Origin of the sequence: Microbacterium sp. NPDC088619 (assembly GCF_044752825.1) — a bacterium.
Classification (GTDB): Bacteria; Actinomycetota; Actinomycetes; order Actinomycetales; family Microbacteriaceae; genus Microbacterium.
Map to the genome: position 1 here is coordinate 275,040 of NZ_JBIVLZ010000002.1, position 22,268 is coordinate 297,307.

The following is a 22,268-nucleotide window of genomic DNA, read 5'->3' on the forward strand; positions in this document are numbered from 1 at the left end:
GACGCGTCCACGCCCATGCCCTGCGAGGATTGACGCATGGCGTCATCTCCTCTCGGTCGGCCGACCCGCGGCACCACCGGGACGAATCGACTGCGCCGCAACGATCGATGGATCGCAGCGAGCCCCGCCTTCCGCCGAGCCGACGATCCGCTGGTGATCGACCTCGGTTACGGGGCCAGCGGCGTGACGGCGTTCGAGCTCGCGACCCGCCTGCAGCGTGTGCGCGCGGACGCGGAGGTGCGTGGTCTGGAGATCGATCCGGAGAGGGTGGCCACCGCGAACCGCCAGCTCGCCGAGGTGCAGGCCGCACGCACCCCCTTCTCCCCTAGCCTCCGGGTGTCGTTCGCCCGCGGCGGGTTCGAGGTTCCTTTGACGGCAGGGCGGCGGCCGGCGGTGATCCGGGCGATGAACGTGCTGCGGCAGTACGACGAGGGAGACGTCGCGAGCGCGTGGCGCACCATGTCCACCCGGCTGTCTCCCGACGGACTGCTCGTCGAGGGCACCTGCGACGAGATCGGACGAGTGTCGAGCTGGGTCGACGTGGGCCCGACAGGATCGCCCCTGCGCTTCACGGTCTCGCTCCGACTCGCCGACCTGGAGCATCCGAGCATCGTCGCGGAGCGGTTGCCGAAGGCGCTGATCCACCGCAACGTGCCCGGCGAGCGGATACATTCGCTGCTCGTCGAACTCGATCGCGAATGGGACCGGGCGGCACCGCTGTCGACCTTCGGAGCGACGCAGCGGTTCCTGGCTGCGGTCGTCGCGCTCCGCGATCAGGGGTGGCCGGTGCTGGGTGGCAAGGCCCGGTGGCGACTGGGCGAGCTCACGCTCCCCTGGGATGCCGTGGCTCCGCTCCCCTGACACACCCCGCGGGGCGTACCCGGTTCAACCCGCCTGACGGGGATCCGGGGCGGTGGGCCGACGGGACAGCCGGGTGAGGCGCGGGATGTCGGCCATGGCACCCGCATCCGCCGGCACGATGACCTGCTGGGTCGCGGCGATGTCCGCACCCTCCGCTCGGACGACGAGATCGCCCACCGGCGCACGACGAGACAGGATCGCGAGCGCGATCGGACCGTCTTCGTGGTGTCGGGCGACGGAGGTGATGTGCCCGACCTCGTCGTCGCCGGCGAAGACCGCATCGCCCACTGCGGGCAGCACCGCCTCGCTTCCGTCGAGGTGCAGCGCCGCGAGTCTGCGGGGCGGGTGTCCGAGGTTGTGCACCTTGGCCACTGTCTCCTGGCCCCGGTAGCACCCCTTGTTCAGGTGCACCGCCGAGCGGATCCAGTCGGACTCGTGCGGCAGCGAGCGCTCGTCGACCTCGGCCGACCACCGCGGACGCCAGGCTGCGACGCGCAGCGCCTCGGCTGCGAGCAGTCCTGCCACCTCTTCAGACGACACGCTCGCGGCGAGCGCATCGGCGGCCTCGGCCGTGGCGATCGCCACGCTCCAGGCGAGGTCTGCGCCGGGGTGATCGGCGACCTCGGCGTACTGATGGCCACCCGCGCTCACACGCTGCCACGGGTCGGCCCAGATCAGCGGAGCACCGGAGGCGGCGGATGCCGCAGCGGTCGCGCGCTCAGCCGCAGCACCGCCGTCGACGAAGCCGAGCAACGCGAGATCGGGGCGCACCGCCACCGTCGCCTGGGTGCGGAACTTCATGCGCGTCAGCCAGGTCGCGAGCGCCTCCGCGTCGCCGGCGTCCGCGATCAGCCAGGTCGACGAGCCGTCGTCGACGACCCCTGCCGCATGTTCCACGCGCCCCTGGGGATCGAGCACCAGCAGTTCCGTGCTCTCGCCGGGAGCGAGTCGCCCGACCGACTGGGAGGTGATCGAATCGAGCCACGTCAGCCGTTCCGGACCCGCGACCTCGATGACCGTCCTGTCGTCGAGCGAAACCAGAGCTGCTCCGTCCGCGAGGCGACGCTGCTCGCGGAAGGCGTCGCCGAAGTGGGCGATTCCGAGCTCGCCGATCACAGCGCCGGGGATGTCGGTGAATCCGGTCATGTCAGACCTTCGCGAGTCGGGCGGAGGCGTGAGACCGCATCGTCGTGCCGAGGGCTGCGATGTCCCATGCCCAGAGGAGGTGGTTGTCGACCAGCCCGTACATCCGCGTGGCCGCGCCGTACTCCTTGGCCCCCGCCCCGCGCACGATGGCGTCGGAGGCGATGTCGATACGCGGACCGTTGATCTCGCCCAGGTACAGCTCGAGCATCCCGTCGGCGTGGGCGATCGACACCTCGATCGGGAAGCCTCCGGACGGAGCGCGGAGGGCCTCGACGTCGTCGACACCCCGCACGACCGGCTCAGCTCGCGGCGGGAGCAGTGCAGGGCCGGCGTCGGCATCGGAGGCCGGACGGGAGAGACGCCAGAAGCCGGTCTCGGCGACGAGCGGGATCGAGGCGGCGCCGTCTTCGCCTGCCAGGATCGCCGTCGCGGAGTAGTTCAGGAAGGGTCCGCCGTCATGGCTGAAGCTCACCCGATGGGTGAACTCGCCCTGCAGGCGGTCGTCGCCGACCGGATAATCGATGACGCCGGTACCCTCCCACACGCCGACCAGCCATGAGAGCGGCACGAGGTCGGCGGGGAGGTCTGTGGGCAGCTCGAGCACGATGCTCAGCGCTGGCCGCGGAAGAGATTCCGCAGCACGACGACCGAGACGAATGCGATCGCGAGGCTCGCCAGGCCCAGGAGGCCGATGAAGAAGAGTTCGAGCGCCATGAGGTCCATGGTGACCACTTTACCCTCCAGCAGGCGGAGTGTCTCGTTCGTGGATCAGGTGACGAGGGCGGCGAGACCGAAGCCGACCGAGATGACGCCCATCAGCAGCAGCGCGCCGATCGTGCTCGCGCCGACCCGGAAGATGAAGCCCTGCGTGCGCCCGTACTGCAGCTGCACGGCGAAGGACAGGAGCACTATCGCGCCGAAGACCACGAGGAGCCACGGCACTCGCCACTCCTCGGCGACGAAGATGCCCACGCCGATGGAGGCGACGAACGCGACCGCCCAGACGATGAGCACGCCGACGAAAGCATTACGCGGTGCGAGCGCTGGATCCGTCATGACTCCATTGTGACCCATCAGCGCCCGGTATCATTGCGGCACGGCGTACCCCGCCGTCCGGAAGGAGTGCGTGTGGCCCAGGTCCTGGTGTTGACCAATGCTCCGGTCTCGGAGCAGGTCCTGCCCGCACTCGAGCTGCTCAGCCATCGTGTGCGCCAGATCCCCGCCGAGCCCGCCCAACTCGTGAGCGCCCCCGAATACGACATCGTGATCGTCGACGGGCGTCTCGACCTCGTCGGTGCGAAGTCCCTCTGTCGTCTGCTGCGCGCCACCGGTCAGGATGCGCCGCTGCTGCTCGTCGTCACCGAGGGCGGCATGAGCGCGCTGTCCGGGGACTGGGGCATCGACGACGTGCTCCTCGCCACCGCCGGACCGGCCGAGACCGACGCGCGCGTGCGGCTCGCCCTCGCCCGCCGCGACGAGGTCGCGGAGCCGACGCGCGTGCAGGCCTCCGGTGTCACGATCGACGAGCAGTCGTATTCGGCGAAGCTCAGAGGGCGCCCGCTGGACCTCACGTACAAGGAGTTCCAGCTGCTGCACTTCCTCGCCACGCACCCCTCGCGGGTGTTCACCCGCGAGCAGCTGCTCAGCGAGGTGTGGGGCTACGACTACTTCGGCGGCACCAGAACCGTCGACGTGCACGTGCGGCGCCTGCGAGCGAAGCTGGGCGACCAGGAGCAGATCATCGGCACCGTGCGGAACGTCGGCTACCGATTCAACGTCTACGACGAGGAGACGGTGGCCGCATCGCGGTGACGCGTGCGACGTCAGTTCACGCGCACGTCACCTCTCGGTGCTTAGATGTACCCCATGATCGATCCCGCACTCGCCGACGCAGGTCTCGGTGACGCTGAAGATGACGACTTCGATGCCATCGAGTCTCCGGACGCACTCCTCCCCGACCACCGCTACCACGATCGTGAGCTGAGCTGGCTCGCCTTCAACCAGCGTGTGCTCGAGCTCGCGGAGGATCCCTCGCTCCCCGAACTCGAGCGCGCGAACTTCCTCGCCATCTTCGCGAGCAACCTCGACGAGTTCTTCATGGTGCGCGTCGCCGGCCTCAAGCGCCGCATCGTGACCGGTCTCGCGGTGCCCACCAACATCGGCCGCTCCCCCGCCGACGCTCTCGCCGACATCGCTCGCGAGGCGCATGCGCTGCAGCTGCGCCACGCCGACGCCTGGAGATCCCTCGTCCGTCCGGCTCTGGCCGAGTCCGGCATCGAGATCACCGAATGGTCCGAGCTGACCGACGAGGAGCGCTCCAAGCTCTCCGAGTACTTCGGAGCACAGGTGTTCCCCGTGCTGATGCCTCTCGCGGTCGACCCCGCGCATCCTTTCCCGTACATCTCGGGGTTGTCGCTGAACCTCGCCATCCGCATCCGCAACGCCCGCACCGGGCGTCAGGAGTTCGCGCGTCTCAAGGTGCCGCCCATGCTGCCTCGCTTCGTCGAGGTGCCGGGCTCCGGTGAGATCAAGCGCTTCCTCACCCTCGAGGAGCTCATCGCGAACCACCTCGGCGACCTCTTCCCCGGCATGGAGGTCCTCGACCACCACGCCTTCCGCCTCACCCGCAACGAGGATGTGGAGATCGAGGAGGACGAGAGCGAGAACCTCATCCAGGCTCTCGAGGCCGAGCTGCTCCGACGTCGTTTCGGCCCGCCGATCCGCCTCGAGATCACCGACGACATGGACGAGGTCACGATGGACCTCCTCGTGCGCGAGCTGGAGATCACCGACCAGGAGATCTACCGGCTCCCCGGGCCGCTCGATCTGCGCGGCCTGTTCGACCTGTCGCGCATCGATCGCCCCGACCTCCGCTACCCCCCACATCTGCCGACCACCGCTGTCGCCTTCCAGCCCACCGGGAGCAACACGCGGGCTGACATCTTCAAGGCGATCCGCAAGTCGGACGTGCTCGTCCACCACCCGTACGAGTCGTTCACCACCAGCGTCGTGTCCTTCCTCGAGCAGGCGGCGCGCGACCCGCACGTGCTCGCGATCAAGCAGACGCTCTATCGCACCTCGGGTGACAGCCCGATCGTCGAGGCGCTGATCAACGCCGCCGAGTCCGGCAAGCAGGTGCTGGCGCTGGTCGAGGTCAAGGCCCGTTTCGACGAGGCCAACAACATCGTCTGGGCCCGCAAGCTCGAGAAGGCGGGCGTGCACGTCGTCTACGGCCTCGTCGGGCTCAAGACGCACTGCAAGCTCGCACTCGTCATCCGAGAGGAAGACGGTGTGCTGCGGCACTATTCGCACATCGGCACGGGCAACTACAACCCGAAGACCAGCCGCATCTATGAGGACTTCGGGCTGTTCACCACCGATGCCCAGGTCGGCAAGGACCTCACCCGCCTGTTCAACGAGCTGAGCGGATACGCGATCGAGAAGAAGTTCAAGCGCCTTCTCGTCGCACCGCTCCACCTGCGCAAGGGTCTCGTCCGCCAGATCGACCACGAGCGCCGCAACGCCGAGAACGGCAAGCCGGCAGGCATCCGCATCAAGGTGAACTCGATGGTCGACGAAGAGGTCATCGACGCCCTGTACCGCGCCAGCGCGGCCGGCGTGAAGGTCGATGTGTGGGTTCGCGGAATCTGCAGTCTGCGCACCGATCTCGAGGGCATCAGCGACAACATCACCGTGCGCAGCATCCTGGGCCGGTACCTCGAGCACTCGCGCATCTTCGCGTTCCACAACGACGGCGATGCCCAGGTGTACATCGGCAGCGCCGACATGATGCACCGCAACCTCGACCGCCGGGTCGAGGCTCTGGTGCGCGTCACCGACCCCGGGCACATGAAGGACCTGCTGGACTTCTTCGACCTCGCCATGGACCCCGGCACCACCTCGTGGCATCTCGGTGCCGAAGGCGTCTGGACGCGGCATTCGGAGGATGCCGAGGGCAAGCCCCTCATCGACCTGCAGGACAAGACCATGGGGTTGATCCAGCGGCGCCGTCGCGCTCGGGCAGTGCGATGAGCTCGCAGTCCCCGGCCCAGGCGGCCCGCTCGAAGTGGACGGACAAGGCCGTGTACGCGGCCGGTGCCGTGGTCTGGCGCGTGATCGACGGCAAGCTGCGGATCCTGCTGATCCACCGCACCAAGTATCGTGACATCACCCTGCCGAAGGGCAAGGTCGACCCCGGCGAGATGCTCGCCGAGACCGCCGTGCGCGAGGTGCACGAAGAGACCGGCATCCGCGTCTCACTCGGCGTGCCCGTCGGCGTGAGCCGCTACCATCTGCCGTCCAGCAAGCAGAAGGTCGTGCACTACTGGGCTGCGGAGGCGACCGTCGATGCCATCCGCGCCTCGACCTTCGTGCCGAACAAGGAGATCGCGGCCGTGGAATGGGCGAGTCTCAAGAAGGCGCGTTCCCGGTTGAGCTATCCGGTCGATCTGGAGATCCTCGACTTCTTCACGAAGCTCGTCGACGACGGCGCCCTGCGTACCTTCCCCCTCATCGCTCTGCGCCATGCGAAGGCCCGGTCGCGGTCGGACTGGGACGGCGCCGATGCCGAGCGCCCGTTGACCGAACGCGGACTCGAGCAGGCGAAGTCGATCGTCGGCCCCCTGCGCGCCTTCGGCGTGCGCAAGATCGTCACGAGCGACGCGGTGCGCTGTGTGCAGACGGTCGCACCGCTCGGCAGGGTGCTCGATCGAAAGATCGTGACGACCGAGAAGATCAGCCAAGACGCCTGGGAGGATGGACACGACGACCTGCGCTCGGTGATCGGCCGTCGGGTGCGATCGGGCAAGCCGGCGGTCATCTGCAGCCACGGCCCCGTGCTGCCGGGAATCCTGACCGAGATCGCGCTCGCCACCGGAACCATCCGCGGTTCGTACGTCAACAGCGCCGCCGACCTCGAACCCGCCGCGTTCTCCGTCGTGCACGTCTCGGCATCCAATCCGGGGTCCGGGATCATCGCGATCGAGACCCACATCCCCAAGATCTAGGCCCTCCGAACAGCAGCGCAGGCCGCATCCGGCAACGGATGCGGCCTTTTGCTCGCCCCAGAGAGACGCGTGCCGTTCACCTCCCGTTCACCTGCGCGGGAGAGTCTCGTTAACCGCCGCACATAGCGTCACTGTGTGCCCTGCACCGGGCCCCACCACATCAAAGATCGAAGGATCCACAGTGAAGATCTCCCGAATCGCACGTATCGGCGCCGTCGGCGCCGTGGCCGCTCTCGCCCTCGCCGGCTGTGCCGCGAACGAAGGCGGAACCGGCGGCTCCACCGACGCCCCGAGCGAATCCACTCTCAGCGGCACCATCGAGGCCACCGGCGCCTCCTCGCAGGAAGCCGCCCAGCAGTCCTGGGTCGCCGCCTTCCAGACCGCGAACCCCGACACCACGGTGAACTACACCGCCACGGGTTCGGGCACCGGCCGCGAGAACTTCATCGCCGGCTCGTCGAACTTCATCGGCTCCGACCGCGCGTTCGACGCGGACGAGCTCGCCGCCGGCGGCTTCGGCTCCTGCGCCTCCGATGAGATCGTCGAGATCCCCGTCTACATCTCGCCGGTCGCCGTCGCCTTCAACCTCGAGGGCATCGACGAGCTGAACCTCGATGGCGAGACCATCGCCAAGATCTTCTCGGGCGCCATCACCAACTGGAACGACGCCGCCATCGCCTCGCAGAACGAGGGCGTCGAGCTGCCCGACCAGGCGATCGTCCCCGTGCACCGCGCAGACGCGTCGGGCACGCAGGAGACGTTCACCAAGTACCTCAGCGCCGTCGCTCCGGACGTGTGGACCTACGAGGCGGCCGACGAGTGGCCGCTCCAGACCGGCGAGGCCGGCGATGGCACCTCGGGTGTCGTCGACGCGATCACCAACGGCGTGGGCTACATCGGCTTCGCGGACGCATCGCGCACCGGTGACCTGGGCCAGGTCGCCGTCGAGGTCGAGGGCGAGTACGTCGCGTACTCCGCCGAGGCCGCAGCTGCGCTCGTCGAGGCATCGCCGCTCGAAGAGGGCCGCTCCGACCACGACCTCGCGTACGCCGTCGACCCGGCCGCAGCACCCGCCGGCTCGTACCCGATCGCACTCGTCTCGTACCTCATCGGCTGCGTCGAGTACGACGACGCCGAGACCGCAGGCCTGGTGAAGGCGTACTTCCAGTACGTCGCATCGGCCGAGGGCCAGGACGCTGCAGCAGAGGCTGCGGGCAGCGCCCCGATCTCGGACACCCTGCGCGACCAGATCAACACGGCGATCGACGCGATCGTCACGGAGTGACCGAAGGCTCAGCGCACTGCTGAGCTCCGGTCCCGACGCCCCCGTGGTGTCGGTCGTAGGACTCGACCGACACCGCGGGGGCACCCGCATGAAAACCCCGAACGTCCCTCAGAGCCTGGAGTCGCTCCGATGACCACAACCTCAACGGGTCCCGATACCACCCGTTCCCCCGGGACTCGCACCACCCCACGCCGACGGGGTGACCTCATCTTCTCCGGCACCGCGCTGGCGGCGGGAATCATCATCCTCGTCACGCTCGCCGCGGTCGCGGTCTTCCTGATCGTGCAGGCGATCCCCGCTCTGTCGTCCGACACCTCGAACAACCACATCCTCGAGGGACAGTCGTTCCTGTCCTGGGTCTGGCCCTTCGTCTTCGGAACGCTGTGGTCGAGCTTCATCGCTCTCGTGATCGCCGCCCCGATCGCGATCGGCATCGCACTCTTCATCTCGCACTACGCCCCGCGTCGTCTGGCCGGCTTCCTCGGATACATCATCGACCTGCTGGCGGCCGTGCCCTCGGTGGTCTTCGGCCTGTGGGGCGCGCTGACCTTCGCTCCGATGCTCGTGCCCTTCTACAAGTGGCTCAACACGAACCTCGGCTGGATCCCGCTCTTCGGCGGCACCCCCTCCGGCACGGGAAAGACGATCCTCACCGCATCCCTCGTGCTCGCCGTGATGATCCTGCCGATCATGACCGCGATCTGCCGCGAGGTCTTCCTGCAGACGCCGAAGCTGCACGAGGAGGCGGCACTCGCGCTCGGCGCGACCCGCTGGGAGATGGTCAGGATGGCTGTGCTCCCCTTCGCACGCAGCGGAATGGTGTCGGGCGCCATGCTCGGCCTGGGCCGTGCGCTCGGCGAGACCATGGCAGTGACACTCGTGCTCTCCCCCCTCGGGATCGTCACGTTCAACCTGATCAACCCGGAGAACCCCACGACGATCCCCGCGATCATCGCGCTGAGGTTCCCCGAAGCCCACGACGAGGGCGTCAACACGCTCATCGCGGCGGGTCTGATCCTCTTCATCGTCACCTTCGCGGTCAACTTCGTGGCCCGCTGGATCGTCTCGCGCCGCGCCGAGTTCTCGGGAGCCAACTGACATGACCGCCACCCTCACCCCCTCGCCGTCTCCCTCGTCCGTCGTCGCTCCGGTGCACACCACCTCGGCGGGCCACCTGCCCAAGTGGGCACCGTGGGCGCTCCTGCTGGTCGCGTTCGTCATCTCCGCGACGATCTTCGCGTTCATGAACGTCGGCGGCGACCCGGCCGACTTCAACATCGCGCTGACGCTCGTGGTCGGCCTCGTGTTCTACATGGTGCTCATCTTCGTGATCTCCACAGTGGTCGAGAGCCGCCGTCACGCGATCGACCGCCTCATGACCGCACTGGTCTCCGGCGCCTTCGTGGTCGCGCTCCTCCCCCTCATCTCGCTGCTCTACACCGTGGTGATCAACGGCCTCATGCGCTTCGACGGGGAGTTCTTCAGCTTCTCGATGCGCAACATCGTGGGCGAGGGCGGCGGCGCGATCCATGCCATCTACGGCACGCTGCTCATCACGCTCGGTGCGACGATCATCTCGGTGCCCATCGGCCTGATGACCTCGATCTACCTCGTCGAATACGGAGAGGGACGCAGGCTCGCCCGCGGCATCACCTTCCTCGTCGATGTCATGACCGGAATCCCGTCGATCGTCGCCGGTCTCTTCATCTACTCCGTGTTCGCACTCATCGTCGGACCGGGCACCCGGATGGGGATCATGGGTTCGCTGGCGCTCTCGGTGCTGATGATCCCGGTCGTCGTCCGCGGTTCCGAGGAGCTGCTGCGCATCGTTCCGAACGAGCTCCGCGAGGCCGCCTACGCACTCGGCGTCCCGAAGTGGCTGACCATCATCAAGGTCGTCCTGCCGACCGCCATCGCCGGCATCCTGACCAGCATCATGCTCGCCATCTCGCGCGTGATCGGCGAGACCGCACCGCTGCTGCTCACCGTCGGCATCGTGCAGGGCATGAACCTGAACATGTTCAGCGGGCAGATGGCGACGCTACCGGTGTTCTCGTACATGCAGGCCAAGTACCCCGGCATCCCCGTCGATGCCTACCTCGAGCGGGCCTGGGCCGCAGCCCTGACCCTGATCGTCATCGTGATGGTGCTGAACCTGCTGGCCAGGATCATCGCCAAGGTGTTCGCCCCCAAGATCAACGGCCGCTGAGCCGTCTTTCCCGACTGAAGAAGAAGGATCACACGTGTCCAAGAGCATCGAAGTCAACGACCTCAACGTCTACTACAGCGACTTCCTCGCCGTCGAAGGCGTCAGCATCGACATCAAGCCCAACACCGTCACGGCCTTCATCGGCCCGTCAGGCTGCGGCAAGTCCACGTTCCTGCGCACCCTCAACCGCATGCACGAGGTCATCCCCGGCGCCCGCGTCGAGGGCGAGGTGCTGATCGACGGCAAGAACCTCTACGGTGCCGGCGTCGACCCCGTGCTGGTTCGTCGTCAGGTCGGAATGGTGTTCCAGCGCCCGAACCCGTTCCCCACCATGTCGATCAAGGAGAACGTGCTCGCGGGCGTGAAGCTCAACAACACGCGCATGTCGAAGAGCGATCAGGACGGTCTCGTCGAGAAGTCGCTGCGCGGCGCCAACCTCTGGAACGAGGTCAAGGACCGCCTCGACCGTCCCGGCTCCGGCCTCTCGGGCGGCCAGCAGCAGCGTCTGTGCATCGCGCGCGCCATCGCCGTCTCCCCCGACGTGATCCTCATGGACGAGCCCTGCTCGGCGCTCGACCCCATCTCGACCTTCGCGATCGAGGAGCTCATCGCCGAGATCAAGTCGGAGTACACCGTCGTCATCGTGACGCACAACATGCAGCAGGCGAGCCGCGTGTCCGACCGGACCGCGTTCTTCAACATCGCCGGCACCGGCAAGCCCGGCAAGCTCATCGAGTACGACGACACCCGCACCATGTTCACCACCCCGTCGGTGCAGGCCACCGAGGACTACGTCTCGGGGCGCTTCGGATAAGCATCCGGTTACTCCCTCTCCTTATCTGGAAAACCCAGATCATCTGGCGCCTCGCCGCGTGTCGATCACTCGACGCGCGGCGCCAGGCACCGATGGTCTGGGTTTTCCGGTTCCTGAGTACGGCTGCACTTCGAGCGTCTCAGTCGGGTTGCGCACAGATCTCGGCGATGCCCAGTCTCTCGCGAGTCCACCGATGATCGAAGCGTCGATCATTCTCGGATGTCTTTCACACGAGCGGATGCCACGCTGCGCACGCTCGGTCGTATGGCCAGAACAGCAGAGCTGAAACGCCACGGCGTGACAGAGGCCGAGCTCACCAGGGCCCTGCGTTCAGGCGAAGTTCTGCGTCCACGCCGAGGGGTGTACGCACTTCCCGACGAGTCGCACGATCTCGTCCACGCGGCTGAACACGGTGGCACCATCGGATGCTGCGCCGCCGGCGTCCTGCATGGCCTGTGGGTGCTCGAGATACCGCCAGAGCGTCATGTCTGGATGGGGACGGCCGGAACATCCCGTGTCTGCTGTGAGGACTGCAGGATCCACTGGGATGAGGGAAAGGTCGCTGTCGGCTTGCTGCCTCCCGTCAAGAACGTTCTGCTCCAAATCGCACAGTGCGCGGCGGAGGACACGTTCTTCGCGGCACTGGAATCAGCTCTGCGTAAGACACTCATCGGACCACGAGACACTGCGTGGCTGTGGCACCATCTTCCGGTCCAGATGCGCTGGCTGGTGGGTTTCGCGAGGTCTGACGCGGATAGCGGCTTGGAGTCGCTGATCCGTCTCCGCCTGCACAGACTCGGTATCGATGCGAGGACGCAGGTGTGGATCACAGGCGTCGGCGAGGTCGACTTCGTCGTCGGAGAGCGCCTGATCATCGAAGCGGACGGGCGTGCCAATCACGAGGGCGACGGACTGCGGGCGAAGGACCTCCACCGCGACGCTGCTGCTGCAGCGCTCGGCTACCAGACCTTGCGTTTCACCTACGCGATGATCGTGCACGACTGGCAGGCGGTGGCAGCCGCGATCGAGGGTGCACTCCGTCGGGATACTCGGCAATGAGTGGGGAATCTCAGACCGATCTGCCTTATGCAGTGTGCCGTTGGAGGGACGCGCCGCTGATGAAACGGATCGTCGGTGTTTTCCAGATGCGCAGGGGACGAAGGCGCGCCTCAGTCGCGGGGCGAGAGGAGGTACTCGTTGAGCTCGGCCGTGAGCGCATGATCGACGGGCAGCTCGACGCCGTCGACGGCGGTGATCGGGGCGGCGAGGCGGACGCTCGAGACGAGCCAGGCAGCATCGGCCTGCGGCAGGTCGGATGCCGGCACCTGGGCGTACTCCGCGAGGAGCCCCCGTGCGGCGAGGTGCTCGTAGACGCTGAGCTGGGTCGTGCCGTGCAGGATGCCGCCGTTCGGTGCCGGTGTCACGAAACGCTCGCCGAATCGCAGGATCAGTGAGGCTGTCGGCGCCTCGAGCACGAAGCCGTCGCGCGACAGGAAGATCGCGTCATCCGCTCCGCGTCGGTGCGCTTCGCGAAGCGCCGCCATGTTCACCGCATATGAGAGCGTCTTCGCCCCGAGCAGCAGCCACGGTGCCTTCTCGGCCACGTCGAGGTCGTAGCCGCGGTCGAGGGTGACCACACGGATTCCCTGCTCGCGCACCGCTGTGAAGTCGGATGCCGGGGCAGCCGTCACCCAGGCGGTCGGCGTGGGGCCGTGTTCGACCCCACGGCTGAGGATGAGCTTGATGACGTACTCGCCCTGCTCGCAGTGAGCGGCGGCGCGCTCGATGGCCTGATGCCACTGCGCCTGGTTGGGGAGGGGCAGGTCGCACAGCTGCGCCGAGTGCGCGAGCCGCTCGAGGTGCGGAACGACCTCCTGCGCATGCCCGTCGATCACGCCGATCGACTCGAACACCCCGTCGCCGCGTTGGGTGCTCAGCTCCCCTACGCTCAGCGCGGGAGCTGCGGCATCGACGAGGGTGAACGTGTCTGCGAAGTCGGAGCGGTCGATGTCAGCCGCCGCAGGATCGATCATCAGAGCAAAGCGCCGTGTCATGATCCGAGCCTAGAGCCACGGGAATAGCTTCAGCGTGATCTTGTTACACTGGAGTGGCCGGGCCGCATAACCCCGGGCTCCAATTTTTGCCGCTGCGAGCGGCCTTCCGCCGAGAGGCGTTTTTGCGGCCCGGTCTTCTCATGCCCGGGCGCTGACGACCCGAAGACCGCTGCTCCGTCTCTTCAGGCCAGCGCTCCCGAACGCCACAGGACGGCCGAGGCCGACAGGTCCTGCGCATAGCTGCTCAGTCGCAGGGCGCGGGTGGTGAGCTCGCTGGCGCGCGACGGTTCGGTCGACTCGTAGTCGTCCGCCGTATGGGTGGCTCCGGAGGCCTGGACCCGGCAGAACGCCGCAGCCCGATCGAGCGCGACCGCGAAGTCGCCGCGGAACGCGCCGCGGAGGATCGTGTCGATCAGAGCGACGAGCTCGTCGGGATTCGCCGGCACCGGTGCTCCGGCGATCACAACGTCGACGGATGCGAGCTCCATCCTGCCGCGCCCATACAGCAGGGCCGCGGTCTGAGGGTCGCCGTGAATCGCCAGCTGCAGGATGTACAACCGCCAGAGCGCGCCGGGCAGCGTGCGAGACGGCGCCTTCGACCAGAGCTCGGCGATCTCGTCGATGCCGTGCTCGTCGGTGAAGGCGACCAGCCGATCCGCGCTCACACCGCTCTCATCGGCGCGCACACGGGTCAGCAGAGCGGACGCTGTCGCATGCGCGACGCGCGTCTCCTCGGCGGGATCGTGGCTGCCCACGATGTTGTCGAAGGCGCTGGTGGGCCGGCGCACCGGACGGGAGAACTGCTCAGGCATCAGTCCAGGGTACGCGCGATCCGATGGTTCAGGCTGTCGGGATCACGACGACGGGATCGGATGTCGGCAGCCCCGAGGGCGAGCCTCCGTCCTGCTCCACCGTGACCGCGATCACGTCACCCGCATGCATCTCGCCGGCGAGCACCGCTGTCGCTTCGCCGCCGTCGGCCGCGAACACGCCGGCCGATACCGGAGTATCGCCCCGGACGTACCAGAGCTCGTAGGTCTCGCCCTCGGCGAGCGAAGGGATGCCGTCGGTCACGAGCACGGACTTGCCGAGCGATGCCGACCAGTGTGCGGTGGCAGTGCCACCGCTCTCGAGCGACACGCTGGCCTGCTGCGCGTCGCCGGCCGACTGGATGTCCTCGAGAGCGACGACACTCGCCGGTCGGTTGATGTAGGTGTTGATCGCGACGGCACCTGCTCCTACTCCCACGAGCAATGCGAGGCATGCCGCGAGTGCGAAGAGGAAGCGGAGCCGGTGTGCCGGAGCCTTGGGGGTCTCGTCGCCGAGCGCAGTCGACGACGAGGCCGGCGCCTCAGCGTCCGACGACTCTTCCGTCGGACCGCCGGGAACCGAGTCCGAGAGAACGGCGTCGCCGTTCTGCGGCGTGACGGCGATTCGGGCGAGCAGGGCGGCACGGATGTCCGCCGACGGGGCGACCTGCGTGACACCGTCGGCGAGGAACCCTGCACTGTCGGTGTCTGCATCCACGATGCGCTGCCATTCCGGGTGCGCTGCGAGTGCGGCGTGGTACCGCTGCTGGTCGTCGGGCGACAGCGCGTCGAGCGCTGCTCCTGCCGCCAGATCTGCGAAGTCCTTTTCGTTCATGCTGTCACCCCCATAGCTGTCCGCAAACGCGAGAGTCCATCTCGCATCCGTGTCTTGATCGTCCCCAGTGGTGCCCCTACGAGCGCTGCCACTTCGTTTTGACTGTAACCGCCGTAATAGGCCAGAACGAGAGCTTCTCGCTGCACCTCAGGAAGGCCCGAGAGTGCGTGAACCACCTTCTCGCTCTCGATGCCCAGCTCCACCGTCTCCGCGACACTGTCGTGCGCGACTCCGATGTCCCTGAACCCGGCTCGTACGTCACGGTCCGCGCTGGACTGGGACGCCCGAACCCGGTCGACCGCACGGCGGTGCGCGATCGTCATCACCCAGGTTCTTCCCTGGCCCTTGTTCGGAGCGAACTTCGTAGCGGATTGCCAGATCTCCAAGAAGACCTCCTGGAGCACCTCTTCGCTCTGTGAGCGATTCACGAGGACTCTGAGGATGAGGCCGAAGACGCGGGAGGAAAGAGTGTCGTAGAGCTCTGCGAACGCGCGCTGATCGCCGTCGCCGATGCGAACGAGCAGGTCAGCGACAGCATCCCGAGCCGCACCGTCTTCCGGTACGTCCATTCCGTCGATGACCATCTCTAACAGCATGCCGCATCCACCTCGCTTTTCCGTGCAGCCGCCACCCGAAAGTGACGTAAACGAGTCCTCTTAAGTGCTCGTCGTCGAATGCTGTTCGCCACAGACCTCCGAAACGGATTGGATCCGGTCCTGAGAAAAAAACTTTGCGGATTCTCCCATCCGATCCCGGCGGGGCTCCGAACGACTGTCAACGCCACGGAGAGGCCGTGGCATTGTTCTGAAGGAGCTTGAGATGTTCAGCACCAAGAAGAAGGTCACCGCAGCGATCACCCTCGGCCTTGCGAGCGCATTCCTGCTCTCCGCATGTTCCATGGGCGGCACCACCGAAGAGCCGGCAGAGTCGACAGCTCCCGAGTCGTCCGAGACGATGGCTCCCGAGACCGAGACGATGGACCCGGCCGCGAACCTGGTCGGTGCCGGTTGCGCCGCATACGCAGAGGCAGTGCCGGACGGTGCCGGTTCGGTCGAGGGCATGGCTCTTGACCCGGTCGCCACCGCAGCATCCAACAACCCGCTGCTCACCACGCTCGTCGCAGCAGTCAGCGGCCAGCTCAACCCCGACGTCAACCTCGTCGACACGCTGAACGGCGACGAGTTCACCGTCTTCGCTCCGGTCGACGACGCATTCGCGAAGATCGACCCGGCCACCATCGAGGCACTCAAGACCGACAGCGCCACGCTGAGCTCGATCCTGACCTACCACGTCGTCCCCGGCCAGATCACGCCTGACGAGATCGCCGGCACGCACGCCACGGTCCAGGGTGCTGACCTCGAGGTCACCGGCAGCGGAGACGACCTGATGGTCAACGACGCCACCGTGATCTGCGGTGGAGTCCAGACCGCCAACGCGACCGTGTACCTCATCGACTCGGTTCTGATGCCCCCGGCCGAGTAAGGCCCGGGAACGCCGAGACGGACACTCGGTAAGCCGTCTCACCTCTCGGGGGAGGTCGGTGGGACGGAGAAGGAGCCGCTGACGATACGTCGTCAGCGGCTCCTTCTTTGCGCCCTAGACTGGAGGGGCGGGCCTCTAGCTCAGTTGGCAGAGCATCGGACTTTTAATCCGCGGGTCGTGGGTTCGAGCCCCACGGGGCCCACCGTTTATCACCACAGGCCGGATCCGGCCACCCCCTTCACCGCATCTGCATCCTGCGAGAGAGTCGTGGCGTCCCCATCCGGGACATTCACCCCCACGAAAGGACGCATCATGGCGACTCTCACCGACAGCCGAGTGGCATTCCTGGCGACAGACGGATTCGAGGACAGCGAGCTGACCAGTCCGTGGGAAGCGGTGCAGGGCGAGGGCGCGAGCGCCACGCTCATCGCACCGGACGGACAGCAGATCACTGGAAAGAACGGTCACGTGCAGCACGTCGACCTCACCTCCGAGACAGCGAAGGCCGACGAGTTCGACGCTCTCGTGCTTCCGGGTGGCGTCGTGAACGCCGACCATCTGCGGCTCGACAAGGCATCGATCGACCTCGCTCGCTCATTCTTCGAGCAGCACAAGCCCGTCGCGGTCATCTGCCACGGCGCCTGGATCCTGATCGAAGCCGGCGTGGTCGACGGACGCACGCTGACCAGCTACCCGAGCCTCGCGACCGACCTCCGCAACGCCGGAGCGACCTGGGTCGACGAGGAAGTGGTGGTCGACGCAGGGCTCGTCTCGAGCCGCACGCCCGACGACCTCCCCGCCTTCAACGCGAAGCTGATCGAAGAGGTCGCCGAGGGGAAGCACGCCGAGCAGACCGCGTGATCTGAGCATCCGGCGGTCCGGTGTCAGGAGCCAGAGCGCGCCCTGTGACGCCGGACCGCCGCTCTGTTCGCACAGCGCACGGAGCAGAACCGCTGTCGTCCGTTGCGGGTCACGTCGACGACCACGTTCGTGCAGGGCGAGGCCTCGCAGCGACCCAGCCGATCCATCCCGCGGGTGACGAGGTGCAGCGATGTACCGACGGCGAAGACGGCCCGCAGCACGTAGGGCAGCGATCTCACGTCGTCACGGTAGTGGAGATGCCATCCCTCGCCGTCGTGGTTCGTCAGGCGCGGGTAGGCCGCCGCGTGAGCCATCTGGGCGTTGAGGATCTCCGCCCGAGCCTCCGGATCCGCCGCGTCGACGATCTCCAACCAGTCGTCGACGACCTCGCGGACTCTTTCGTGGTCGTCGGGGGCTGGCGGGAATGTCATCGTCATCCCCATCTCGAGGGTGCGCTCCTCTATGCCCGCACGATCGACGGGGAAGTCATCGGCGAGGGATGCGGCAAGGAGAACCGCATACTCACCGTAAGGGTTGAGATGCATAAGGCCATTACATCACGCTGGATGCATGACCACGTTGCACACCCTGCCGATCCCCCGCCAGACCATCACCGCGCACGAGCACGCCTGGGTCGCCAGCTCACGGCATCCGACCAGTGAGGGCATCGTCGTGTACGTCCGCTGCGCCGGTTGCGGCACGCATCGCGTCGACCTGCAGGTACACCCGCTGACGCCTCCCGCCGCGATCAGCCGCGAGACGTGAACTGTGAAGCCGTTCAGGCCGTCAACTCGGCGAGCTTCCAGATGGTGCGGAGGTTGCGCGCCGTGCCCGCGACGCCGAGCGCGCGGTCGAGGACGCCCTTGGTGAGTCTGGTGCTGTGCACACCGCCCTCGGCGTAATCGATCCACAGATCGTCACCCACGAGCGCGATCCGCTCACCCGGTACGAGCCTCTCCTGCAGCGCATCGACGGCCCCGGACGCGGCCGGCGCCTCGAGGAACATCGCGTGCAGCAGCTTCTCCGACGAGCCGCCGAACGGGTGCGCATCCAGGGCTCGTATGAGCGCATCATGCGTCCGCAGGATCACCGGGGTGTCGACGTCGAACTTGCCGGCGATCACCGCGCGGACCCGAGCGCACGCCCACGCCGGATCGTCCGGATGCTCGCACAGGATGTTCCCGCTCGCGATGTACGTCGACACCTCGCCGAGAACCGGAGCGAGCGCCTCGCGCAGCTGAGCCATCGGCACTCGATTGCGCCCCGAGACGTTGACCGCTCGCAGCAGCAGGACGCTGCGGGTCACGCAGCATCGCTCTCGACGAGCTCGGCACCCGCATGAGCGAGTTCTGCGAGAGCCGCCGCACTCGGCTCGTGCGCGACGCCTGCGATCAGGTCGGTGAAGACCCGCACCCGCACTCCGTGCGCGACCGCATCGAGCGCAGAGGCACGCACGCAGTGGTCGGTGGCGATGCCGACCACATCGGCCAGCAGAACACCCGCTGCCGTGAGGATCGCGCCGACGGTCTCACCCGATTCGGTGGCACCCTCGAACATCGAATATGCGGGGCGTCCCTGCCCCTTGTGCACGTGGTGCGTGACGGCATCGGTCACCAGCAGCGGGTCGTACTCGGCTCCGGGTGTGCCCGCGACGCAGTGCACAGGCCACGTGTCGACGAAATCCGGCGTCTCACCGAAGTGGCCACCGTTGTCACCCTCGGCGTCATGCCAATCGCGCGACGCGACGATGACGTCGTAGTCCACCGCGTGTGCGGCGAGGAAGGCGGAGACGGCGGAGGCCACGGCATCCCCTCCGACGACGGCCAACGCACCGCCCTCGGTGAAGTCGTTCTGCACATCGACGATCAGAAGCGCTCTGCTCATGATCTGAGCGTACGCCGCCCCCACCGGTCACCCCAAGGCAGGAAACCAGAAGGCCCCGGGATGTTGTTCACATCACGGGGCCTGGTGGAGCCGCTTGTCAGAATCGAACTGACGACCTTTTCATTACGAGTGAAATGCTCTGCCGACTGAGCTAAAGCGGCGCGATCAACGATATTACCCGTTCCGGAGCCGCACCGCGAATCGAGCCGGGATCACCCGCAGCGGACGTCGCTCTCGGGCACGACATCGTCGAGGAGGAACGCCTCGACGGCGCTGTCGACGCACGTGTTGCCCTTGTTGTATCCGGTGTGCCCTTCGCCCACGCGGGTGATCAGAACGCCCTCTTCGAGCTGCTCCGCGAGCGACTCAGACCACTCGTACGGGGTCGCAGGGTCGTTCGTGGTGCCGACGACGAGGATCGGGCCTGCGCCCTCGGCGTTGATCTCGCCGCGCGTGCCGGTCGGCGGGTAGGGCCACACCGAGCAGGAGTCGGGGCCGTTCCAGTACGCGGCGATGGTCGGCGCTCCGTCAGCGATCTTCTTCTCGGTCGCCGCCTCGGCCGCAGGGTCGTCCTCGACCGGATAGTCCATGCAGTTGTAGGCGCGGAAGGCTTCGCTCGAGTTGTCGAGGTAGCTGCCGTTCTCGCGCCCGTTGTAGAAGTCGGCGAGGAAGAATGCCGTGGTCGGGTCGCCCTGCAGAGCCTCGTCGAGCGCCTGCGTGAGGTACTGCCAGCTGTCTGCCGAGTACAGGGCCGCGATGATGCCCGTCATCAGCGCGTCTGCGCCGAGCATGCGTCCGTCGCCGTTCTCGAGCGGGGCGGCGTCGACGCTCGCGAGCAGCGCCCCGAGGTCGGCCATCGCCTCATCGACCGTGCCGTTGAACGGGCACTCGCCGGAGTCGAGGCAGTCCTGCATGTACGCACGGAGGGCCGATTCGAACCCGAGCGCCTGGGTCGCGCCGACATCGAGACCCGAGACTGCCGGGTCGATCGCACCGTCGAGAACGAGGCGCCCCGCCTTCTCGGGGTACAGGTCGGCGTAGGTCGCGCCGAGGAATGTGCCGTACGAATAGCCGAGGTAGTTCAGCTGCTTGTCTCCGAGAACCGCGCGGATCAGATCCATGTCGCGTGCGGCGTTGATCGTGGTGATGTAAGGCAGGATTCCGCCGCTGTTCGCCTCGCAGGCATCGGCGAACTCCTTGTGCGCCTCGAGCAGCTCGGCCTCCCATTCCGCGCTCCCCCTCTTCCCTGCGGGGATCGTGTAGAGGTAGTCGTCCATGCCGGCCGCATCGAAGCACGTCACCGCGGTCGACTCTCCGACGCCGCGAGGGTCGAATCCGATCACGTCGTAGTTCTCGATCAGATCGGCGCCGACCGCGAAGTCGAGGCTGTCGCGGATGAGCTCGACACCGCTGGCTCCGGGACCACCCGGGTTCGTCAGCAGCGAGCCCCGAGCTGTTCCCGTCGCCTGGTGGCGCACGACGGAGAGGGTGATCTCGCCGGCGTCGGGGTTCTCCCAGTCCAGTGGAGCGGTCACCTCGGTGCAGTCGAAGCCCGTGCCGCACTCGCTCCAGGTGAGCGTCTGCCCGTAGAACGGCAGCAGATCGTCTGCCACGCCTTCGGTGTCCGGCGCGTTCGTCGTGGACGGCTTCGGCTCGGCCTGCTCGGGGATCATGGAGTACAGACACCCGGAGAGTGCGACCGAGGCTGCGGCGAGGCCGGCGATCACCACGACGGCGCGTCGGATGCGGGAAGTCGGTCGATTGTTCACGGTGTCCTCCCGCTCGTGACAGTCACGAGCAAGCTCTCGAGGGCGAGCAGCGGTGCGACGTTGCGCTCCAGCGACTGGCGTGTGTCGGCAAGATGGTCGAGTACGACAAGAGTACGGGTCTGCGGCCACGCCGCCGCCAGCGCGGCCAGATCTTCACGGAGCTCGCGATTGATCAGCTCGTCTTCTCGGCCGAACTGCAGCATGACGACGTCGCGGAACAGCGACTGCAGATCGGTGAGCACTCTGTCGATCCCGTCGCGGAGGCTTCGGGTCGCGCGCTTCTTCTGGTCGTCCTCCAGGGCGGAGATCTGCGTGCGGAGGGCTGGCGGGACGGCTTGCCCCTCGGCGATGCCGACCATGCGGAGCAGGGATGCGCGTTCGGCCGCGTCCCGCTCGGCCGTGAGCGCCTTGGCGTCATCGGTCGCGGCCTGGATGATGCGGCCGGCGACCTCGACGGCGTCGCTGACACCGCGAACCCCCAGCACCGAGCGCAGGGTCTCGTCGCGCCGGCGACGAGCCGCCTCGTCGGTGGCGAGGCGCTGGGCCATTCCGATGTGCCGTTGCGCATGACGTGCGGCCTGCTCGGCGATGCCCTCATCGACCCCGGTGCGGAGGGTGATCAGACGTGCCACGTCTGCGACGTCGGGCTCGCGCAGCCGCAACGAGCGCACCCGCGAGCGGATCGTCGGCAGCAGGTCTGCTTCGCTCGGGGCGCAGAGTATCCAGACGGTCTGCTCCGGCGGCTCTTCGAGCGCCTTGAGCAGCACGTTCGAGGTGCGCTCGACCATCCGGTCGGCGTCCTCGACCACGATCACTCGATAGCGTCCGGCCGACGGCGCGAAGTACGAGCGCTCGACGAGCGCACGGGCCTCCGCGATCGTGATGATCACCTTGTCCGTGCGCAATGCCGTCACATCAGGATGCGTTCCCGCGAGGACCTGACGCATCGCCGCCTCGTCATCGGGGTGATCGGCTACGAGCGCGGCGGCGAAGGCGTGCGCGAGCGTTGAGCGCCCCGAACCGGGCGGACCGGTGATGAGCCAGGCGTGCGACAGCGCGGAAGGATCGGAGGCGGCGTTGCGCAGCGTCTCGACCGCGGCGTCCTGCCCCCACACATCGGCCCACGGAAAAGGGGCGGCGACAGTCTGGGGCATGCCCTCAGCCTAATCGGGAGCTCCGACGTGAGCGGCAACCGTCCTGGGGCGCCGCGGTCTGCAGCAGCTCGGCGGGCGCCGGAGGAACGCGATGGCTGA

General features: G+C 67.3%; 25 protein-coding genes, 2 tRNA genes and 1 pseudogene. 14 read left to right on the forward strand and 14 right to left on the reverse strand.

The annotated features are described in order from the left end of the window. The first annotated feature begins 36 nt into the window (after positions 1–36). Positions 37–861 (forward strand): class I SAM-dependent methyltransferase, encoded by an 825-nt coding sequence (locus ACIP5T_RS15830; RefSeq protein ID WP_400865501.1) that lies wholly within the window; start codon positions 37–39, stop codon positions 859–861. 24 nt (positions 862–885) lie between these two features. Here ACIP5T_RS15830 and ACIP5T_RS15835 read toward each other — a convergent pair whose 3' ends face one another. The 3 genes from ACIP5T_RS15835 to ACIP5T_RS15845 all read right to left on the reverse strand — a co-directional run bounded on the left by ACIP5T_RS15835 (position 886) and on the right by ACIP5T_RS15845 (position 3,063). Then, positions 886–2,007, reverse strand: coding sequence for a YgfZ/GcvT domain-containing protein (locus ACIP5T_RS15835; protein ID WP_400865504.1), 1,122 nt, complete (start codon positions 2,005–2,007; stop codon positions 886–888). Position 2,008: 1 nt separating this feature from the next. Continuing rightward, a complete protein-coding gene (locus ACIP5T_RS15840) occupies positions 2,009–2,611 on the reverse strand; it encodes an FABP family protein (RefSeq protein WP_400865507.1) in 603 nt (200 codons plus the stop codon). Positions 2,612–2,775: 164 nt separating this feature from the next. Beyond that, positions 2,776–3,063, reverse strand: a complete 288-nt coding sequence (locus ACIP5T_RS15845; RefSeq protein ID WP_042539747.1) for a hypothetical protein — start codon at positions 3,061–3,063, stop codon at positions 2,776–2,778. Positions 3,064–3,135: 72 nt separating this feature from the next. Here ACIP5T_RS15845 and ACIP5T_RS15850 point away from each other — a divergent pair, with 72 nt between their 5' ends. The 8 genes and pseudogenes from ACIP5T_RS15850 to ACIP5T_RS15885 all read left to right on the forward strand — a co-directional run. Continuing rightward, complete coding sequence (locus ACIP5T_RS15850) at positions 3,136–3,819, forward strand: response regulator transcription factor (RefSeq protein ID WP_042539745.1); 684 nt, start codon at positions 3,136–3,138, stop codon at positions 3,817–3,819. Between the two features lie 54 nt (positions 3,820–3,873). Next, positions 3,874–6,039, forward strand: a complete 2,166-nt coding sequence (locus ACIP5T_RS15855) for an RNA degradosome polyphosphate kinase (RefSeq protein WP_400865509.1) — start codon at positions 3,874–3,876, stop codon at positions 6,037–6,039. Beyond that, positions 6,036–7,013: an NUDIX domain-containing protein gene (locus ACIP5T_RS15860; RefSeq protein WP_400865512.1), complete on the forward strand. Its 978-nt coding sequence runs from the start codon at positions 6,036–6,038 to the stop codon at positions 7,011–7,013. Before ACIP5T_RS15855 ends, ACIP5T_RS15860 begins: the two co-directional genes overlap by 4 nt. A gap of 181 nt (positions 7,014–7,194) precedes the next feature. After that, on the forward strand, positions 7,195–8,298 hold the full coding sequence (pstS, locus tag ACIP5T_RS15865; RefSeq protein WP_400865514.1) for a phosphate ABC transporter substrate-binding protein PstS: 1,104 nt from the start codon (positions 7,195–7,197) through the stop codon (positions 8,296–8,298). A gap of 129 nt (positions 8,299–8,427) precedes the next feature. After that, positions 8,428–9,396 (forward strand): phosphate ABC transporter permease subunit PstC, encoded by a 969-nt coding sequence (gene pstC, locus ACIP5T_RS15870; RefSeq protein WP_400865517.1) that lies wholly within the window; start codon positions 8,428–8,430, stop codon positions 9,394–9,396. A 1-nt stretch (position 9,397) separates the two neighbouring features. Beyond that, positions 9,398–10,507 carry a phosphate ABC transporter permease PstA gene (pstA, locus tag ACIP5T_RS15875; RefSeq protein ID WP_400865519.1) on the forward strand — a complete coding sequence of 370 codons (1,110 nt, stop codon included), beginning with the start codon at positions 9,398–9,400 and terminating at the stop codon, positions 10,505–10,507. A 34-nt stretch (positions 10,508–10,541) separates the two neighbouring features. Continuing rightward, positions 10,542–11,321, forward strand: a complete 780-nt coding sequence (pstB, locus tag ACIP5T_RS15880; protein ID WP_400865521.1) for a phosphate ABC transporter ATP-binding protein PstB — start codon at positions 10,542–10,544, stop codon at positions 11,319–11,321. Positions 11,322–11,585: 264 nt separating this feature from the next. Further along, positions 11,586–11,639 (forward strand): annotated as a pseudogene (locus ACIP5T_RS15885) (hypothetical protein); the annotation flags it as partial. 12 nt (positions 11,640–11,651) lie between these two features. Here ACIP5T_RS15885 and ACIP5T_RS15890 read toward each other — a convergent pair. Next, on the reverse strand, positions 11,652–11,807 hold the full coding sequence (locus tag ACIP5T_RS15890) for a hypothetical protein (protein WP_400867028.1): 156 nt from the start codon (positions 11,805–11,807) through the stop codon (positions 11,652–11,654). A gap of 276 nt (positions 11,808–12,083) precedes the next feature. On the opposite strand from ACIP5T_RS15890, the gene ACIP5T_RS15895 reads away from it, so the two are divergent. Continuing rightward, positions 12,084–12,380, forward strand: a complete 297-nt coding sequence (locus ACIP5T_RS15895; RefSeq protein WP_400866992.1) for an endonuclease domain-containing protein — start codon at positions 12,084–12,086, stop codon at positions 12,378–12,380. A gap of 110 nt (positions 12,381–12,490) precedes the next feature. Here ACIP5T_RS15895 and ACIP5T_RS15900 read toward each other — a convergent pair whose 3' ends face one another. The 4 genes from ACIP5T_RS15900 to sigK form a co-directional block, all read right to left on the reverse strand. Further along, complete coding sequence (locus tag ACIP5T_RS15900; protein WP_400865524.1) at positions 12,491–13,375, reverse strand: aminodeoxychorismate lyase; 885 nt, start codon at positions 13,373–13,375, stop codon at positions 12,491–12,493. Between the two features lie 182 nt (positions 13,376–13,557). After that, positions 13,558–14,187 carry a DNA-directed RNA polymerase subunit beta gene (locus ACIP5T_RS15905; RefSeq protein ID WP_400865527.1) on the reverse strand — a complete coding sequence of 210 codons (630 nt, stop codon included), beginning with the start codon at positions 14,185–14,187 and terminating at the stop codon, positions 13,558–13,560. A gap of 28 nt (positions 14,188–14,215) precedes the next feature. Beyond that, entirely contained in the window at positions 14,216–15,019 is an 804-nt protein-coding gene (locus ACIP5T_RS15910; RefSeq protein ID WP_400865529.1) for an anti-sigma factor domain-containing protein, read from the reverse strand. Further along, a complete protein-coding gene (sigK, locus tag ACIP5T_RS15915; RefSeq protein WP_400865532.1) occupies positions 15,016–15,615 on the reverse strand; it encodes an ECF RNA polymerase sigma factor SigK in 600 nt (199 codons plus the stop codon). The genes ACIP5T_RS15910 and sigK overlap by 4 nt, the downstream gene beginning before the upstream one ends. Before the next feature lie 223 nt (positions 15,616–15,838). Here sigK and ACIP5T_RS15920 point away from each other — a divergent pair, with 223 nt between their 5' ends. From ACIP5T_RS15920 to ACIP5T_RS15930, 3 genes are all read left to right on the forward strand, one after another. After that, positions 15,839–16,501, forward strand: a complete 663-nt coding sequence (locus ACIP5T_RS15920) for a fasciclin domain-containing protein (RefSeq protein WP_400865535.1) — start codon at positions 15,839–15,841, stop codon at positions 16,499–16,501. 129 nt (positions 16,502–16,630) lie between these two features. After that, positions 16,631–16,703: transfer RNA gene (locus ACIP5T_RS15925), tRNA-Lys, on the forward strand. Between the two features lie 110 nt (positions 16,704–16,813). Further along, on the forward strand, positions 16,814–17,362 hold the full coding sequence (locus ACIP5T_RS15930; RefSeq protein WP_056373649.1) for a type 1 glutamine amidotransferase domain-containing protein: 549 nt from the start codon (positions 16,814–16,816) through the stop codon (positions 17,360–17,362). 23 nt (positions 17,363–17,385) lie between these two features. On the opposite strand, the gene ACIP5T_RS15935 is transcribed toward ACIP5T_RS15930, so the two are convergent. Then, the gene (locus ACIP5T_RS15935; RefSeq protein ID WP_400865538.1) at positions 17,386–17,907 is read right to left on the reverse strand and encodes a CGNR zinc finger domain-containing protein; all 522 of its coding nucleotides are present in this window, start codon (positions 17,905–17,907) and stop codon (positions 17,386–17,388) included. A 25-nt stretch (positions 17,908–17,932) separates the two neighbouring features. On the opposite strand from ACIP5T_RS15935, the gene ACIP5T_RS15940 reads away from it, so the two are divergent. Beyond that, positions 17,933–18,127 carry a hypothetical protein gene (locus tag ACIP5T_RS15940; RefSeq protein WP_400865541.1) on the forward strand — a complete coding sequence of 65 codons (195 nt, stop codon included), beginning with the start codon at positions 17,933–17,935 and terminating at the stop codon, positions 18,125–18,127. A 13-nt stretch (positions 18,128–18,140) separates the two neighbouring features. Here ACIP5T_RS15940 and ACIP5T_RS15945 read toward each other — a convergent pair whose 3' ends face one another. The 5 genes from ACIP5T_RS15945 to ACIP5T_RS15965 all read right to left on the reverse strand — a co-directional run bounded on the left by ACIP5T_RS15945 (position 18,141) and on the right by ACIP5T_RS15965 (position 22,169). Then, entirely contained in the window at positions 18,141–18,668 is a 528-nt protein-coding gene (locus ACIP5T_RS15945) for a DUF1697 domain-containing protein (RefSeq protein ID WP_400865544.1), read from the reverse strand. Continuing rightward, positions 18,665–19,246 carry an isochorismatase family protein gene (locus tag ACIP5T_RS15950; RefSeq protein WP_400865546.1) on the reverse strand — a complete coding sequence of 194 codons (582 nt, stop codon included), beginning with the start codon at positions 19,244–19,246 and terminating at the stop codon, positions 18,665–18,667. Before ACIP5T_RS15950 ends, ACIP5T_RS15945 begins: the two co-directional genes overlap by 4 nt. A gap of 85 nt (positions 19,247–19,331) precedes the next feature. Next, positions 19,332–19,407 (reverse strand) — tRNA-Thr (locus ACIP5T_RS15955). Between the two features lie 51 nt (positions 19,408–19,458). Further along, positions 19,459–21,015, reverse strand: a complete 1,557-nt coding sequence (locus ACIP5T_RS15960) for an alpha/beta hydrolase (RefSeq protein WP_400865549.1) — start codon at positions 21,013–21,015, stop codon at positions 19,459–19,461. After that, positions 21,012–22,169: a DNA polymerase III subunit delta' gene (locus ACIP5T_RS15965; protein WP_400865552.1), complete on the reverse strand. Its 1,158-nt coding sequence runs from the start codon at positions 22,167–22,169 to the stop codon at positions 21,012–21,014. The genes ACIP5T_RS15960 and ACIP5T_RS15965 overlap by 4 nt, the downstream gene beginning before the upstream one ends. Positions 22,170–22,268 lie beyond the last annotated feature (99 nt).

Bases quoted from the DNA above. Each gene is read 5' to 3' on its own strand.
- ACIP5T_RS15940 (WP_400865541.1), top strand. From the start codon at position 17,933: ATGACCACGTTGCACACCCTGCCGATCCCCCGCCAGACCATCACCGCG.
- ACIP5T_RS15835 (WP_400865504.1), bottom strand. From the start codon at position 2,007: ATGACCGGATTCACCGACATCCCCGGCGCTGTGATCGGCGAGCTCGGA.
- ACIP5T_RS15890 (WP_400867028.1), bottom strand. From the start codon at position 11,807: ATGACGCTCTGGCGGTATCTCGAGCACCCACAGGCCATGCAGGACGCC.
- ACIP5T_RS15965 (WP_400865552.1), bottom strand. From the start codon at position 22,169: ATGCCCCAGACTGTCGCCGCCCCTTTTCCGTGGGCCGATGTGTGGGGG.
- ACIP5T_RS15900 (WP_400865524.1), bottom strand. From the start codon at position 13,375: ATGACACGGCGCTTTGCTCTGATGATCGATCCTGCGGCGGCTGACATC.
- ACIP5T_RS15950 (WP_400865546.1), bottom strand. From the start codon at position 19,246: ATGAGCAGAGCGCTTCTGATCGTCGATGTGCAGAACGACTTCACCGAG.
- ACIP5T_RS15920 (WP_400865535.1), top strand. From the start codon at position 15,839: ATGTTCAGCACCAAGAAGAAGGTCACCGCAGCGATCACCCTCGGCCTT.
- ACIP5T_RS15860 (WP_400865512.1), top strand. From the start codon at position 6,036: ATGAGCTCGCAGTCCCCGGCCCAGGCGGCCCGCTCGAAGTGGACGGAC.
- ACIP5T_RS15935 (WP_400865538.1), bottom strand. From the start codon at position 17,907: ATGCATCTCAACCCTTACGGTGAGTATGCGGTTCTCCTTGCCGCATCC.
- ACIP5T_RS15845 (WP_042539747.1), bottom strand. From the start codon at position 3,063: ATGACGGATCCAGCGCTCGCACCGCGTAATGCTTTCGTCGGCGTGCTC.
- ACIP5T_RS15855 (WP_400865509.1), top strand. From the start codon at position 3,874: ATGATCGATCCCGCACTCGCCGACGCAGGTCTCGGTGACGCTGAAGAT.
- pstA (WP_400865519.1), top strand. From the start codon at position 9,398: ATGACCGCCACCCTCACCCCCTCGCCGTCTCCCTCGTCCGTCGTCGCT.
- ACIP5T_RS15930 (WP_056373649.1), top strand. From the start codon at position 16,814: ATGGCGACTCTCACCGACAGCCGAGTGGCATTCCTGGCGACAGACGGA.
- sigK (WP_400865532.1), bottom strand. From the start codon at position 15,615: ATGCTGTTAGAGATGGTCATCGACGGAATGGACGTACCGGAAGACGGT.
- pstC (WP_400865517.1), top strand. From the start codon at position 8,428: ATGACCACAACCTCAACGGGTCCCGATACCACCCGTTCCCCCGGGACT.
- ACIP5T_RS15910 (WP_400865529.1), bottom strand. From the start codon at position 15,019: ATGAACGAAAAGGACTTCGCAGATCTGGCGGCAGGAGCAGCGCTCGAC.
- ACIP5T_RS15905 (WP_400865527.1), bottom strand. From the start codon at position 14,187: ATGCCTGAGCAGTTCTCCCGTCCGGTGCGCCGGCCCACCAGCGCCTTC.
- ACIP5T_RS15830 (WP_400865501.1), top strand. From the start codon at position 37: ATGGCGTCATCTCCTCTCGGTCGGCCGACCCGCGGCACCACCGGGACG.